The organism is Micromonospora sp. ZG13 (genome assembly GCF_059359355.1).
The window spans coordinates 252701-267549 of the sequence record NZ_JCADBQ010000001.1 but is presented as its reverse complement, the minus strand read 5'-3'; the positions used below and the strand labels follow the sequence as shown (position 1 = coordinate 267549).

Genomic DNA, 14849 nt, shown 5'->3' with positions numbered 1-14849 from the left:
TAGCCACGGTCAGAACGCGCAGGCGACCACGAGCTCCGGGGTGCGGTCGGGGAGCAGGTCCAACTTGGCGATGCGGCCGGCGGCCCGCACGTCGTCGGCGACCACGCTCAACTGTTCCAGCAGGGCGGCCGGGCCGAGCGCCTCCGCCAGCGGCACCTCCGCCTTCATCGACAGCTTCCGCTCCGACTTGGCCCGGCGCACCTGGCTGAGCGCGTCGCCGGCCAGCCGCAGCAGCTCCGGTTCGCCGGCGCCCTCGATGGCCCGGTCCACCTCGTACGTGGTGGGCCAGGTCGCGCGGTGCACCGACCCGTACCGCCACCACGACCACACCTCCTCGGTCGTGTACGGCAGCACGGGGGCGAAGAGCCGCAACTGCACCGACAGCGCGGTGGCCAGCGCCGCCCGGGCGGAGTCCGCCCCCGGCCCGGAGCCGTAGGCGCGCTCCTTCACCAGCTCGATGTAGTCGTCGCAGAACCGCCAGAAGAAGCTCTCCGCGACCTGCAAGGCGGCCGTGTGGTCGTACGCCTCCAGCGCCGACGTCGCGGCGGCGACGACGCCGGAGAGTTCGGCGAGCATGGCGCGGTCCAGCGCCTCGGTGGCCGGGGCCCGCAACGCGTCGGCGGCGCCCAGCCCGAGGGCGAACTTCGACGCGTTCAGCAGCTTGGTGGCCAGCCGCCGACCGACCTTGATCTGGGCCGGGTCGAAAGCGAGGTCCATGCCCGGCCTGCCGTTGGCCGCCCAGTAGCGCACCGCGTCGGAGCCGTGCTGCTCCAGCAGCGCCATCGGGGTGACCACGTTCCCCTTGGACTTGGACATCTTCTTCCGGTCGGGGTCGAGGATCCAGCCGGAGAGCACCGTGTCCCGCCAGGGCAGCACCCCGTGCTCCAGGTGGGAGCGGACCACCGTGGAGAACAGCCAGGTGCGGATGATCTCCTGTCCCTGCGGGCGCAGGTCCATCGGGAAGACCCGGGCGAACAGGTCCGGGTCGGTCTCCCATCCGCCGGCGATCTGCGGGGTCAGCGATGAGGTGGCCCAGGTGTCGAGCACGTCGGGGTCGCCGACGAAGCCGCCCGGGCGGCCCCGCTGCTCCTCCTCGAACCCCGGCGGGGCGTCGGTGGACGGGTCGACCGGCAGCGCGGACTCCGCCGGCGTGAGAGGCTGGGACCAGTCCGGCTCGCCAGCGTCGTCGAGCCGGTACCACACCGGCACCGGCACGCCGAAGAAGCGCTGCCGGCTGACCAGCCAGTCACCGGTCAGGCCGCCGACCCAGTGCGCGTAGCGGTGCCGCATGTGCTCCGGCACCCAGCGCAGCTCCCCGCCCCGGGCGAGCAGTTCCTCGCGCAGGCCCGCGTCGCGTCCGCCGTTGCGCAGGTACCACTGCCGGGTCGAGACGATCTCCAGTGGCCGGTCGCCGCGCTCGTAGAACTTGACCGGATGGGTGATCGGACGCGGCTCGCCGACCAGGTCGCCGGCCTCGGCCAGTATCTCCACCAGGGTCCGCCGGGCGCCGTTGACGCCCTGCCCGGCCAGCTTCGCGTACGGCTGCGCCGGCACGCCGGCCGGCGGCTCGGGCAGCAGCCGGCCGTCGCGGCCGATCACCACGCGGGTGTCCAGCCGCAGCTCCCGCCACCAGGTCACGTCGGTCAGGTCGCCGAAGGTGCAGACCATCGCGATGCCCGTGCCCTTGGCCGGGTCCGCCAGCGGGTGCGCCCGCACCGGCACCTCGACCCCGAAGACCGGCGTACGCGCGCTGCCGCCGACCAGGTCGGCGTAGCGCTCGTCGTCGGGGTGGCAGACCAGGGCCACGCAGGCCGGTAGCAGCTCCGGTCGGGTGGTGTCGATCAGGATCTCGCGCCCGCCCGGCCCGGCGAACCGCAGCCGGTGGTACGCCCCGGGCCGCTCCCGGTCCTCCAGTTCGGCCTGGGCGACGGCGGTGGCGAAGCCGACGTCCCACAGCGTCGGCGCCTCCGCCTGGTACGCCTCGCCCCGGGCCAGGTTCCGCAGGAACGCCCGCTGCGACACCGCCCGGGCCGTCGCGCCGATCGTGGTGTACGTCGACGACCAGTCCACGGACAGCCCGAGCCGCCGCCAGAGCGCCTCGAAGACCTGCTCGTCGGCGCCGGTCAGCCGCTCGCACAGCTCGATGAAGTTGCGTCGGGAGACCGGGGTCGGGTCCTTGCGGGCGGCCTCGCTCACCGGGGTCTCGGGGGCCTGCCAGTCCGGGTCGTACGGCAGCGCCGGATCGCAGCGCACGCCGTACACGTTCTGCACCCGGCGCTCGGTGGGCAGGCCGTTGTCGTCCCAGCCCATCGGGTAGAAGACCGTCCGCCCGCGCATCCGCTGGAACCGGGCCACCACGTCCGTGTGCGTGTACGAGAAGACGTGCCCCATGTGCAACTCGCCGGATACGGTCGGCGGCGGGGTGTCGATCGCGTACACGTCGGCCCGCTTCTTCGCGCGGTCGAACGCGTATGTGCCTTCCTCCTGCCAGCGGCGGGCCCAGGTCTCCTCGATGCCGTCCAGGGTCGGACGTTCGGGGACGCCGGCGCGGGCCGTCCTCGCCGTATCAGTCATCCGTCGATGGTAGGCACCGGCCGACGGCCGGACCACGGGATAACCCGCGCGCCACGACGGATGCCGTCCGAGGCGCCCGGTCGGCGGGTCAGCGGATGACCGGCCGGGTCAGCGGGGGGACCGGGCCACTGGTGGCCAGCCGGAGCCGCAGGCCCCCGTAGGTGCGGGCGTTCGCCCGATCGAGGATCGTGGAGACCGGGGCGTAGGAGTTGCGCTCGTTCGGGTTGGTGCAGGGGCCCTGTCCCGGGTCGCCGTGCGACAGGATGCCCAGCGCCTTGCCGTCGGCCTCGGTGAAGAGCGGGCCGCCGCTGTCGCCCGGGCGGGCACAGATGCGCACGTCGATGCCGCCGCTGCTCTTGCCGATGATCTCCCCGCAGCGGGTGCCGGGCACGTAGCCGGCGCCGGCGCCCGAGTCGACGTGCTGCTCGCCGTCCTTCGGGGTGTACGCCGCCCCGGTGGCGCAGACCACCCAGCCGGGCTGGATGGCGCTCCACGGCACGTGCCCGGTGACCGCCACGTCGCGGCTGCCCCGGGTGGCGCATCCGGTGCTGTCCGGCACGCACCAGTAGTTGACCAGGCTGGGCACCTGCGTGGCCCCCGCCGGGTACGCCCACAGCCCGAGCGCCCCGGCCTGGTACGGCATGATCGCGTAGTCGTACGGGTAGGCGTTCTCGGCCAGCCCCGGCCTCGACGACTCGACGGTCACCGGCACCTTCGGGCCGAGGAACCGGTGCCAGGTGCGGTCCACCAGTTGGTGCCGCCCCCCGACGACGCAGTGCCCCGCCGTCAGCACGTACGGGTCGCGCAGCCCGGCGACCACGTTGAAGCCCGTCGTGCAGCCGCCCACGGTGTCGTCGTCGCGCGGCACGTCCAGCCGGATGCCGCCGCGCATCGGTGCCTGCGCGCAGTCGCGCGGGTCGCAGGCCTTCTGCACCACGGTCCCGGCGATCCGGGCCTGCGCGCGGGCCGGCACCCCGGCGGCGCGCAGCGCCCCGGCCAACCGGGGGTCGTCGGTGGCGATCCGGTCGCCGGTCAGCACGACGACCTCGTTGGCCCGCTCGTCCACCAGGACGTCGGCGCCGGCCGTGGCGTCGAGCGTGGTGGCCAGCCGGGTCGCCGCCTCGGTGAGCTGCCGCAGCGGGTGGCGCACCGGCACCACCCGGACGCGCGCCGCGTCCGGCATGCCGGCCAGCGCCGCCCGGACCGGTTCGACGCTGGTGGCGGCGACGGTCAGCACGCCGCCGGCGGCCTGGTCCAGCCACATCCCGCCGTACGCGGCGGGGAACTCCGTGGCGAGCCGGGCGGCCAGCGGCGCGGACAGTTCCTGGAGGGCGAGCCGCCGGGCCGCCTCGTCGGCGTCGACCCGGTAGCGGTCGCGCAGGTAGGAGACCGAAGCGGGGCTGCCGGCGGCGACCTCGGCGGCCGGCCGGGCCCGGAGGGTCGTCGCCGCGCCCGGCGTCGCGCCGCCTCGGGGACGGCTGCCGGGCCCGCTGTCGGCGCGGACCGGCCCGCTGTCGGCGCGGACCGGCCCGCTGTCGGCGCGGACCGGTGCGCCCGTCGGGGCGCCGTCGTCGCCCGGCGACGCCGGGGCCTCCCCGGCGGTGAGCGTGGCCGGTGTCCGGCCGGCGTCGCCGAACGGCATCCCGGCGACCGCCGCCGCACCCAGCGCGCAGGCGGTGACCACCCCGGCCACCATCACCCGTCGTCCGAACCGCACGTCGCAACCCCCCTCGTCGCCGCCGTCGGGACGACCACCCGGTGGACCGCTCCGCTCGGCGCGCTGAGTCTAGTGGCATCGACGATCATGGTGGGGGCCGTCGACCGTGGGCGACCGCGACCGACCGGGGCTCACACCAGGGAGTCGCGCCACTGCCGGTGCAGGGCGGCATACCGGCCGTCGGCGACGGCGAGCCGGGCGGGCGGGCCGTCCTCGACGATCCGGCCGGCGTCGAGCACCAGCACCCGGTCGGCCGTCTCCACGGTGGAGAGCCGGTGCGCGATCACCAGCGCGGTGCGGTCGGCCAGGATGGTGCCGAGGGCGTGCTGCACCAGCCGCTCGGTGGGCACGTCCAGCGACGAGGTCGCCTCGTCCAGGATCAGCACCGTCGGGTCGGCCAGGAACGCCCGGGCGAACGCGACCAGTTGCCGCTGCCCGGCGGAGAGCCGGCCGCCGCGCCGCCGCACCTCGGTGGCGTACCCGTCGGGGAGCGCGGCGATGAAGTCGTGCGCGCCGATGGCCCGCGCGGCGGCCTCCACGGCGGCGTCGTCGGCGCCGGGACGGCCGAAGCGGATGTTCTCCGCGACCGTGCCACCGAACAGGTGGGTCTCCTGGGTCACCAGCACGACGGCGCGCCGCAGCTCCGCGTCGGCGACCTCACGCAGGTCGACCCCGTCGAGGGTGACCGCCCCCGACACCGGGTCGTGGAACCGGGCGAGCAGCTTCGCGACGGTCGACTTGCCGGCGCCGGTCGCCCCGACCAGCGCCACGGTCTGGCCGGCCGGGACGGCGAGGTCCAGTCCGGCGACGATCGGCGCGTCCGGCCGGTAGCCGAAGGTGACCGCCCGGAAGGCGACCGCGCCGCGGCCCGGCCCGGTGGGCAGCGGCACGGGCCGGGCCGGGTCGGCCACCGACGGCCGCTCGTCGAGCACCCCGGCCAGCTTCTCCAGCGCGGCGGTGGCCGACTGGAGCGAGTTGTAGAAGTGGCTCAGCTCCTGCATCGGCTCGAAGAACCGCCGCAGGTAGAGCAGGAACGCCGCCAGCACCCCGATCCCGGTGGACCCGCCCAGGACCCGCCAGCCGCCGTAGCAGAGCACCACCGCCACGGTGACGTTGCCGATCACCTTGATCCCCGGCGAGTACGTCGCGATCAGCCGGAACGCGTCGCGGCTGGCCCGCCGGTAGTCGTCGCTGACCGTCCCGAAGATCTCCTGGTTGCGCGGCTCCCGGCGGAACGCCTGCACCGCCCGGATGCCACGCATCGACTCGACGAAGTGGACGATGACCAGCGCCACCGTCTCCCGGGTGCGCCGCCACGCGTCGGCCGACGCCCGCGCGAACCAGCGGCTCAGCCAGATCAGGAACGGAAACGCGAGCAGCGTCACCGCGGCCAGGGGCAGGTCCAGCCAGAGCAGGATGCCGGCGATCGACAGGATCGACAGCACGGCCAGCACCACGCCGTCGATGCCGCCGCCGACCAGCTCGCCGATGGAGTCCAGGTCGCTGGTGAGCCGGGAGACCATCCGGCCGGAGGTGTAGCGCTCGTGGAACGCCACCGACAGGCGCAGGAAGTGCGCGTACACCCGCTGACGGAGGTCGAGCAGGACGGCCTGGCCGATCCGCGCGGAGAGGGTGAGGAAGCCCCGGCGGGCGACGTACTCGACGGCGGTGGCGGCGGCGAACCCGGCGGCGACGGCCATCAGCGGGCCGGGCTCGCCGGCCCGCAGCGGCGCGATCGCCCGGTCGATGCCGAGCATCACCAGGTACGGCCCGGCCATCGCGGCGGCGTTCTGGGCGAGCAGCAGCGCGACGGCCAGCCCGAGGCGGCGCCGGTGCGGGCGCAGCAGGTCGCGCAGCAGCACCCGACTGCGGGCCCGGAGGCGGGCGACCGCCTCGGGGGCGGTGTCCTCGGCGTGGCTGCGGTCCGCGTCCGGGTCGGTGGCGACGCCGCGCCACCGCGCGAGGCCCGCCCCGCCCGGGGGCCGGACGGCGTCGCCGGTCACGAACGCACCAGGCCGCGGTCGCCGGGCGGTGCGGGGGTGGGCTCGGCCGAGAGCACCGCGCGGTACGCCGGCACACCGGCGAGCAGCTCCGAGTGCCGCCCGACGGCGGTGATCCGGCCCTCCTCCAGCAGCGCCACCCGGTCGGCGAGGGCGATCGTGGAGGGCCGGTGCACCACCAGCAGCGCGGTGGTGGTGCGCAGCACCCGCCGCAGCGCCGTCTCGACCAGCGCCTCGGTGTGCACGTCGAGCGCGGAGAGCGGGTCGTCCAGCACGAGCAGGGCGGGTCGGCCGAGCACCGCCCGGGCCAGCGCCAGCCGCTGCCGCTGCCCGCCGGAGAGCGACAGCCCCTGCTCGCCCACGCGGGTCGCCAGCCCCCACGGCAGCTCGTACGCGAAGTCGGCCTGGGCGAGGGCGAGGGCGGCGCGCACCTCGTCCTCGCCGGCCTCCGGCCGGCCGAGTGTGACGTTCTCCCAGACCGACATGGAGAACAGCGTCGGCTCCTCGAAGGCCACCCCGACCAGCCGGCGCAGGGCGGACAGCCGCAGCTCGCGCAGGTCGTGCCCGTCGAGGGTGATCCGCCCGCCGGTCACCTCGTGCAGCCGGGGCACCAGGGAGAGCAGGGTGCTCTTGCCACAGCCGGTCGCCCCGACCAGCGCCACGGTCTCGCCCGGCTCGACGGTCAGGTCGATCTCCCGCAGCACCGGCGCGGCGGTGCCCGGGTAGCGGAACGACACCCGCTCGAAGCGGAGCCGCCCGCGTACGTCGGCGCGGCGGGGGGCCAGCGCGTGCGGGGCGTCCTCGATGGCCGGCGGGGTGTCCAGCACCTCCCGCACCCGGTCGGCCGCGGTGGCCGCCTCCTGGCCGTTGGCGATGATCCAGCCCAGCGACTGCACCGGCCAGATCAGCATCAGCTGGAGGCTGACGAAGGCGACCAGTTCGCCGATGGTCAGCACCCCGCCCGCGGCGGCCGCCGCGCCGGCGACCAGGACCACGCCGAGGGTCAGGTTGGGCACCAGGTCGAGCAGGGCGGAGGTGCGGGCCAGCAGCCGGCCCTTGGCGACCCCCGTGTCGTGCAGCGCCCGCGCGTCGACGCCGAAGCGGGCGGCGAGTTCCGGCCCCCGCCCGTACGCCTTCATCGTGCGCAGCCCCTGCGCGGTCTCCTCGACGAGGGTGGCCACGTCGCCCTGCTGGTCCTGCATCCGGCGGGAGGCCGCGTGGTAGTGCCGCGCGAAGCGGCGGCTGATCAGGAACAGCGGCACCGCGCTGCCCGCCACCAGCAGCCCCAGCGCGGGGTGCAGCCGGATCAGCAGCACCACCACGGCCAGGTAGGTCACCAGGTTGAGGATCAGGAAGAAGAGGCCGAAGGAGAGGAAGCGGCGCAGCACCGACAGGTCGCTGGTGACCCGGGAGAGCAGTTGGCCGGACTGCCAGCGGTCGTGGAAGCTGGCCGGCAGCCGTTGCAGGTGGGCGTAGACGTCCTCGCGGATGGCCGCCTCGATCCGCATCGAGGACGACGACTGCACCCAGCGCCGGATGAAGATCAGCAGCGCCTCGACCAGGCCGAGCAGCAGCGCCAGCCCGGCCAGCCGGAACAGCCCGGCCGGGTCCTGGCGGGCCACCGGGCCGTCCACGACCCGCTGCGCGACCAGCGGTACGGCGATGCCCGCCCCGGTGGCGGCGAGGCCGGCCAGCAGCAGCCAGCCGAACTCCGCCGCGTGCGGGCGCAGGTAGTGGCGCAGTCGCCAGAGATTGTGCAGGGAATGCCGGCCGGCCTCCACCCGGGAGGCCGGGTTGCCGTCACCTTCCGCAGGCACTACCCGACGGTAGCCTCAAACGGCCCCGGCGCAGGTGTCGGCTTCCCGTCATGGTCGCTCGTGCCCGAGAAGCCACTTCTTCACGTCCAGCCCCCACCGGTAGCCGCCGAGGGTCCCGTCGGTGCGCAGCACCCGGTGGCAGGGGACGAAGAGGGCGGCGGCGTTGCGGGCGCAGGCCGCGGCGGCGGCGCGTACGGCGGCGGGCCGGCCGGCCAGCCCGGCGAAACCGGTGTAGGTCACCGGGTCACCCGGCTTCACCTCGCGCAGCACCTGCCAGGCGTGCGCCATGAACGCGCCCCCCGTGTGCTGCCGCACCGGCACGGCGTCGATCGCGGCCAGGTCGCCGTCCAGGTAGGACGCCACGGCGGCGCTGACCGGGCCGAGGTCGCCCCGGTGCCGCAGCGGTGCCCGCAGGGTCGGGTGCACGAGGGGGAGCAGGCTCTCCGGGTCGCCGGTGAAGCCCGCCGCCCGGACCGCGCCGTCCGGGCCGGCCACGATGCTGAGCGGCCCGGCGGGGGTGTCGATGACGGTGCTGTCGTTCATGCTCATCCTGCTCTCCAGAGTCGGATCACCGCGTAGGAGCGCCAGGGGCGCCAGCGGTCGGCGTACGTGTCGAGGGTCCGGGGGTCGGCGGGGACGCCGAGGGCGGCGGCGCCCCGGCGCACGGCGAGGTCGGTGGGGAGCAGGACGTCCGGGTCGCCGAGGGCGCGCATCGCCACGTAGCCCGCCGTCCAGGGGCCGATCCCGGGCAGCGCCAGCAGCCGTCGTACGGTCTCCTCGCGGTCGCCGCCCGGCGCCAGGTCCAGCGACCCGTCGGCGACGGCCCCCGCCAGCGCCCGGACGGTCTCCCGCCGCCCCGCCGGCATCCCGAACACCTCGTCCGGCACCCCGAGCACCTCCTCGGCGGTGGGAAACCCCCGCAACCGGCCCACCCGCTCGGCCCCCTCGCCACTCCCCACGCCCTCGGCTGGTCGATCAAGAGGTTCGGGCTCCCGAGACCGCTCACCGGGTGCCCGAACCTCTTGATCAACGTCGCCGGGGCCGGGGTTGGGGATGGGTGGGTGCAGGTGGGTCAGGAGGCGGGTGAGGGTGGTGCGGGCCGAGCGGACGGAGACCTGCTGGCCGACGACCGCGCGTACGGCCATCTCGAAGCCGTCGACCGAGCGGGGGAGCCGGATCCCGGGCTCGGCGGCGACCGCCCCGGCCAGCGCCGGGTCGGCGGCGAGGGTGCCGTCGACGGCGGTCGGGTCGGCGTCGAGGTCGAGCAGGCGGCGGCAGCGGGCCACGGCGGGGGCGAGGTCGCGCATGTCGGTCAGCCGCAGCGTCGCGCTCACGTGCCCGTCCGCCGGGGTCAGGGCCGCCTCGCCCGGACCGTGCGGCAGCCGCAGGCCGCGCCGGTACGTCCCGTCGCGCACCTCCTCGACGCCGGGCAGCGCGCGCAGCGCGAGGAAGTCCAGCAGTGCCCGGGCGTGCAACGGCGGGCGGTACGCGAGCCGCAGCGTGATCGTGCCCGCCCCGCCCGGCGTCACGGACCGCCCGCGCGCGGTGCGCAGTTCGGACGGGGCCCTGCCGTACACCTCCCGGACCGTGTCGTTGAACTGCCGGACGCTGCCGAACCCGGCGGCGAACGCGATCTCCGCCATGCCGAGCCCGGTCGTCTCGATAAGGGTGCGCGCGGTCTGCGCGCGTTGCGCCCGGGCCAGGGCCAGGGGGCCGGCGCCCATCTCGGCCCGCAGCATGCGGTGCAGGTGCCGCTCGGTGTAGCCGAGCCGGGCGGCCAGCCCCGGGATGCCGTCGCGGTCCACCACCCCGTCGGCGATCAGCCGCATGGCCCGGCCGACCACGTCGGCCCGTACGTCCCACTGGGGCGAGCCCGGGACGGCGTCCGGCCGGCAGCGCCGGCAGGCGCGCAGCCCCGCCGTCTGGGCGGCGGCCGCCGACGGGAAGAACCGGACGTTCTGCCGCTTCGGCGTCGTCGCCGGGCAGGACGGCCGGCAGTAGATCCCGGTCGACGTGACGCCCGTGTAGAACCAGCCGTCGAATCGCTGGTCGCGGCTGTCGACCGCCCGGTAGCACCGCTCGAAGTCCAACTCCACGTCACCGATGATGCCCCTGCTCGGTGCCCACGGCGCGCGGGAATCGGACGTGGCCGTGCGGGCGCGAACGGGACGTCCGGCGCCGAAAGTGTCGGTTGTGGCCGGTACCGTCCGGCCACCAACTCAAGAAGGGGTGCGGCGATGGCGAGCGTGGCGGGTCGGGAGGCGGCGTCGGCACGGGACGGGCACCCACCGCTGGACAGCGTGGTGGTGCAGCGCTTCTACGAGCGGATGCGCGCGGTCGCCCCGGCCGCCGTCGGCGCGATCGAACGGGACCGGGCCGGCGATCCGGGGCGGGCGTTCGGCGACACGGCCTGCGGTCGGCTCGTGCGGTCGCTCGACGCCGACGGCCTCCGCGCGCTGGGCATGTGGGTGCACCACTGGTGCATGCGGTTCTACGACGACGACACCCGGGTGGCGCTGCGACTGGTCCGGGAGATCGCCGGCCGCCCCGGGCTGGGTTGGACGGCCGACGAGGTGCGCTGGATGCTCCGCGAGTCGTACGCGGCCGGCCCCGCCGCCGAGGCCCGCTTCACCCTGCCGCTGGCCGCCGCCGGCGAGCTGGCCCCCGGCGCCCTGCGCATCGAGGCCGTGGTTCCCCGCCAGGCGGGCCCGCGCGACTGACCCGCCGGTCCGGGCTCCCGCGACCGACCCGCCGGGCGGGGCGGGCGTGCCGGCAGTTGCCCGGCCACGGTGGCGCCGACCGCCACGGCGAAGCCGACGAGCTGCCAGCCGGTCAGCGCCTGCCCGAGCACGGCCCAGCCGAGCGCGGCGGCCGTCAGCGGGCTGAGGGCGCCGAGCAGCGAGACCTGGGTGACCGGCAGCCGGGCCGCGCCCCGGAACCACAGCGCGTACGCCAGCGCCGTCCCGGCGAGCGTCAGCCACGCGTAGCCGGCCAGCGCCGGCGGGTCGGGCACGGGCGGCGTCCCCTCGACGAGCAGGGCCGCCGGCACCACCATCAGCCCGCCGGCGGTGAGCTGCCAGCCGGTGGCGGTGAGCGTGCCGACGCCCGGCGGGTGGCCCCAGCGGCGGGTCAGCACCAGACCGGCACCCATCGCGGCGGTGGCGGTCAGCCCGGCGGCGACGCCGGCCGGGTCGAGGCCCGCGTCGGGGCGCAGCACGACCAGGGTGACCCCGGCCAGCGCGGCGAGCGCGGCGGCCAGCGCCCGGGGGCGGGGCCGCTCGTGCAGCGCGAGCACCGTCAACCCCGCCACCAGCAGCGGCTGGGTGGCGCCGAGCACGGCGGCGGTGCCGCCGGGCAGGTGGTAGGCGGCGAAGAAGAGCAGCGGGAAGAACGCACCGATGTTCAACGCGCCGAGCACCACGGCACGCCACCACCAGACGCCGCGCGGGCGACGCCGGGTCAGCGCCAGCAGCAGCAGGCCGGCCGGGAGGGCCCGGATCGCGCCGGACCAGAGCGGCCGGTCCGGCGGCAGCAGCTCGCTGGTGACCAGGTAGGTCGTGCCCCACGCGGTCGGCGCGGCGGCGGTGAGCAGGACGTCGGTCCAGCGTCGGTCCACGGTTCCCCCTGAATGCTTGATGCCAAGTATCTTGTTACTAAGCTACTTTGCGGCGAGACAAGAGGGGAGTGCGAGGTGCGGCACAATCCGGGGGTGACCGAGCGGGACGACGTCGACGGCATCGTCGAGCAGTGGCGGCGGGAGCGACCCGGGATGCGTCCCGAGCCGATGGCGGTCTTCGGCCGGATCTACCGGCTGGCCCGCCTCGTCGGCGACGAACAGGAGCGCACCTACGCCCGCTGGTCGATCAGCCGGGGCGAGTTCGACGTGCTCGCCGCCCTGCGCCGCGCCGGCGCCCCCTACACGCTGGCGCCGAAGGCGCTCACCGCCTCGCTGATGCTCACCTCCGGCGGGATGACCGGCCGGCTCGACCGGCTGGAGCGCGCCGGGCTGGTCCGCCGCTCACCCGACCCGGCCGACCGGCGCGGGCTCCAGGTCACGCTCACCCCCGCCGGCCTCGACCTCGTGGAGGAGGCCGCCGAGGCCGGGCTGGCCGTCCAGCGCCGGCTGCTCGACGCGTTGCCTGCCGAGGACCAGCGGCGCCTCGCCGACCTGCTGCGTACGCTGCTGGGCGCGGTCACCGACGGCGGACGCTGAGCGGCGGCGCGGACCCCGGCGGCGACGGGCGGCAGCCCCGGGCGGGCGACCGTCCCGGGCGCTGAGCGGCGGGGGACCGTCCTCGGGCAGGATGGGCAGCGCCGACCCCGACGGAAGGACGACCGTGCCCGCCAGCGAACCGACCATCCTCGCCACCAGCATGGGCATCTACGCGCCGCGCCACGAGGGCGGGCCCCGGCGGGTCAACCCCGTCTTCGACCTCGCCGCCGAGCTGGCCGGGGCCGGGCCGGAGCCCAGGATCTGCTTCCTCAACCAGGCCGAGGGGGACCAGCCGACCACGCTCGCCCGGGTCTACGAGGCGTTCGCCGGCAGCCGGTTCCGGATGACGCACCTGGCGCTGTTCCCGATGCCCAACGTCGACGACGTCCGCGCCCACCTGCTCGCCCAGGACGTGATCTGGGTCGGCGGCGGCAGCGTCGCCAACCTCTGCGCGGTGTGGCGGGTGCACGGCCTCGGCGAGATCCTGCGCGAGTGCTGGGAATCCGGCGTGGTGCTCGGCGGCGTCTCCGCCGGCTCGATCTGCTGGCACGCCGGCGGGGCCACCGACAGCTTCGGCACCACCCTGCGCGGCTTCACCGACGGGCTGGGCTGGCTGCCCTACGGCAACGGCGTGCACTACGACAGCGAGGAGCAGCGCCGCCCGCTGATGCACCGGCTGGTCGCCGACGGCACGCTGCCGACCGCCCACTGCACCGACGACGGCACCGGCCTGCTCTACCGGGGCACCCGGCTGGTCGAGGCGGTCGCGGACCGCGCGGGCGTCTCGGCGTACGAGGTCAGCCGCGCCGAGGACGGCACGGCCCGCGAGACCCCGATCGCCCCCCGCCTGCTCGCCTGACCCGACCCCCGCTGCCGATCTTGGTACGGTGACGCCCCTCCGGGGGCCGTTTCGTACCAAGATCCGGTATTGCCCGACCCGGCGACGACGCACCGCGTGCCGGGGTGGGACGGCACCGGCGTAAGCTGGCTCGTCGTGAGTCTCACCATCGGCATCGTCGGCCTGCCCAACGTCGGCAAGAGCACCCTGTTCAACGCGCTGACCAAGAACGACGTGCTCGCGGCGAACTACCCGTTCGCCACCATCGAGCCCAACGTCGGCGTCGTCGGGCTGCCGGACGAGCGGCTGCACACGCTCGCCGAGATCTTCAGTTCGCAGAAGGTGCTGCCCGCCCCGGTGTCGTTCGTCGACATCGCCGGCCTGGTGCGCGGCGCCTCCAAGGGGCAGGGCCGGGGCAACGCGTTCCTGGCCAACATCCGCGACGCCTCGGCCATCTGCCAGGTCGTCCGGGCCTTCTCCGACCCCAACGTGGTGCACGTCGACGGCAAGGTCTCCCCGGCCGACGACATCGAGACGATCAACACCGAGCTGATCCTCGCCGACCTCCAGACCCTGGAGAAGGCGCTGCCCCGGCTGGAGAAGGAGGCCAAGCTCCGCAAGGACCGGGCCGCCGCCGTCACCGCCGCCAAGCAGGCCGTCGAGCTGCTCGACACCGGCGTCACCCTCTACGCGGGCGCCAAGGACGCGGGCATCGAGCTGGAGCACCTGCGCGAGCTGCACCTGCTCACCACCAAGCCCTTCCTGTACGTCTTCAACGTCGACGAGGCCGAGCTGGGCAACGCCGAGTTCCTCGACGAGCTGCGCGCCCTGGTCGCCCCGGCCGAGGCGGTCTTCATGGACGCCAAGATCGAGTCCGAGCTGGTGGACCTGCCCGAGGAGGAGGCCCGCGAGCTGCTGGAGTCGATCGGCCAGCCCGAGCCGGGCCTGGACCAGCTCGTCCGGGTCGGATTCCGCACGCTCGGGCTCCAGACGTACCTCACCGCCGGCCCCAAGGAGGCGCGCGCCTGGACCATCCCGGTCGGCGCGACCGCGCCGGAGGCCGCGGGGGTCATCCACTCCGACTTCCAGCGCGGCTTCATCAAGGCCGAGGTGGTCTCCTTCGGCGACCTGGTCGCGGCCAAGTCCATGGCGGCGGCCAAGGCCGCCGGCAAGGTCCGGATCGAGGGCAAGGAGTACGTCATGCAGGACGGCGACGTCGTGGAGTTCCGCTTCAACGTCTGAAATTCCCTGTTCGCCCTGGTCGAGGTGTTGTGCCCTGGCCCTGGGGCACAGCCCCACGCCGGGTCGTCGACTACAGCAGAGGGCGCCACTTCGTTCGGCTCGACGTCGAAGTGCCGGCGGAGACCCTGACGAAGGGCCCCCGTCAGCCCTGTGGCTTCCACCAGGCCGCGAGCAGCCCTACGACGGCGACGAGGAAGAGACAGGTAAATCCCGTACAGAGCAGCAGGCCGAAGCCGGCCAAGGTTCCGAACTCCACCGGCCGACTGTAGGTGGACGAGCCTCGATCAATGCCGCCGGGAGACACGGTCGCAGGTCCTGAGCCCGACAGTCCGGATGCCGGCACGAGAGCGACGTCGTCCTACCGCTGCGTCGGGTAGTCGACGTGCCGGCGCGCCCTGCGGAGGCGGAGACGCCGACGTCACGAGGGCCGCACGCCAGGAGTCGTGGA

Annotated in this window: 10 protein-coding genes and 1 pseudogene; 4 read left to right on the top strand and 7 right to left on the bottom strand. The window is 75.2% G+C overall.

Features of this window, described 5'->3' with window-relative positions; all coding sequences use genetic code 11:
• Nucleotides 1–9: 9 nt before the first annotated feature.
• The 6 genes from valS to AC5L34_RS01210 all read right to left on the bottom strand — a co-directional run bounded on the left by valS (nucleotide 10) and on the right by AC5L34_RS01210 (nucleotide 10204).
• Nucleotides 10–2574 (bottom strand): valine--tRNA ligase, encoded by a 2565-nt coding sequence (gene valS, locus AC5L34_RS01235; RefSeq protein ID WP_441175605.1) that lies wholly within the window; start codon nucleotides 2572–2574, stop codon nucleotides 10–12.
• Between the two features lie 88 nt (nucleotides 2575–2662).
• Nucleotides 2663–4291 carry a trypsin-like serine protease gene (locus AC5L34_RS01230; protein ID WP_441175606.1) on the bottom strand — a complete coding sequence of 543 codons (1629 nt, stop codon included), beginning with the start codon at nucleotides 4289–4291 and terminating at the stop codon, nucleotides 2663–2665.
• A gap of 131 nt (nucleotides 4292–4422) precedes the next feature.
• Nucleotides 4423–6294, bottom strand: coding sequence for an ABC transporter ATP-binding protein (locus AC5L34_RS01225; RefSeq protein WP_441175607.1), 1872 nt, complete (start codon nucleotides 6292–6294; stop codon nucleotides 4423–4425).
• The gene (locus AC5L34_RS01220; protein ID WP_441175608.1) at nucleotides 6291–8108 is read right to left on the bottom strand and encodes an ABC transporter ATP-binding protein; all 1818 of its coding nucleotides are present in this window, start codon (nucleotides 8106–8108) and stop codon (nucleotides 6291–6293) included. The genes AC5L34_RS01225 and AC5L34_RS01220 overlap by 4 nt, the downstream gene beginning before the upstream one ends.
• A 48-nt stretch (nucleotides 8109–8156) precedes the next feature.
• Entirely contained in the window at nucleotides 8157–8657 is a 501-nt protein-coding gene (locus AC5L34_RS01215; protein WP_441175609.1) for a methylated-DNA--[protein]-cysteine S-methyltransferase, read from the bottom strand.
• A complete protein-coding gene (locus AC5L34_RS01210) occupies nucleotides 8654–10204 on the bottom strand; it encodes a DNA-3-methyladenine glycosylase 2 family protein (RefSeq protein ID WP_441175610.1) in 1551 nt (516 codons plus the stop codon). Before AC5L34_RS01210 ends, AC5L34_RS01215 begins: the two co-directional genes overlap by 4 nt.
• Before the next feature lie 141 nt (nucleotides 10205–10345).
• Here AC5L34_RS01210 and AC5L34_RS01205 point away from each other — a divergent pair, with 141 nt between their 5' ends.
• Entirely contained in the window at nucleotides 10346–10828 is a 483-nt protein-coding gene (locus tag AC5L34_RS01205; protein WP_441175611.1) for a hypothetical protein, read from the top strand.
• A gap of 128 nt (nucleotides 10829–10956) precedes the next feature.
• Here AC5L34_RS01205 and AC5L34_RS01200 read toward each other — a convergent pair.
• Nucleotides 10957–11724, bottom strand: a pseudogene (locus AC5L34_RS01200) (EamA family transporter); the annotation flags it as partial.
• Nucleotides 11725–11817: 93 nt separating this feature from the next.
• Here AC5L34_RS01200 and AC5L34_RS01195 point away from each other — a divergent pair.
• The 3 genes from AC5L34_RS01195 (at nucleotide 11818) to ychF (ending at nucleotide 14401) form a co-directional block, all read left to right on the top strand.
• Entirely contained in the window at nucleotides 11818–12321 is a 504-nt protein-coding gene (locus AC5L34_RS01195) for a MarR family winged helix-turn-helix transcriptional regulator (RefSeq protein ID WP_441175612.1), read from the top strand.
• A gap of 91 nt (nucleotides 12322–12412) precedes the next feature.
• Nucleotides 12413–13180 (top strand): Type 1 glutamine amidotransferase-like domain-containing protein, encoded by a 768-nt coding sequence (locus AC5L34_RS01190; RefSeq protein ID WP_441175613.1) that lies wholly within the window; start codon nucleotides 12413–12415, stop codon nucleotides 13178–13180.
• Between the two features lie 135 nt (nucleotides 13181–13315).
• Nucleotides 13316–14401: a redox-regulated ATPase YchF gene (gene ychF, locus AC5L34_RS01185; RefSeq protein WP_441175614.1), complete on the top strand. Its 1086-nt coding sequence runs from the start codon at nucleotides 13316–13318 to the stop codon at nucleotides 14399–14401.
• Nucleotides 14402–14849 lie beyond the last annotated feature (448 nt).

Coding starts and splice junctions, on each gene's coding strand:
- valS (WP_441175605.1), bottom strand. CDS start 2,574: ATGACTGATACGGCGAGGACGGCCCGCGCCGGCGTCCCCGAACGTCCG.
- AC5L34_RS01215 (WP_441175609.1), bottom strand. CDS start 8,657: ATGAGCATGAACGACAGCACCGTCATCGACACCCCCGCCGGGCCGCTC.
- AC5L34_RS01205 (WP_441175611.1), top strand. CDS start 10,346: ATGGCGAGCGTGGCGGGTCGGGAGGCGGCGTCGGCACGGGACGGGCAC.
- AC5L34_RS01190 (WP_441175613.1), top strand. CDS start 12,413: ATGGGCAGCGCCGACCCCGACGGAAGGACGACCGTGCCCGCCAGCGAA.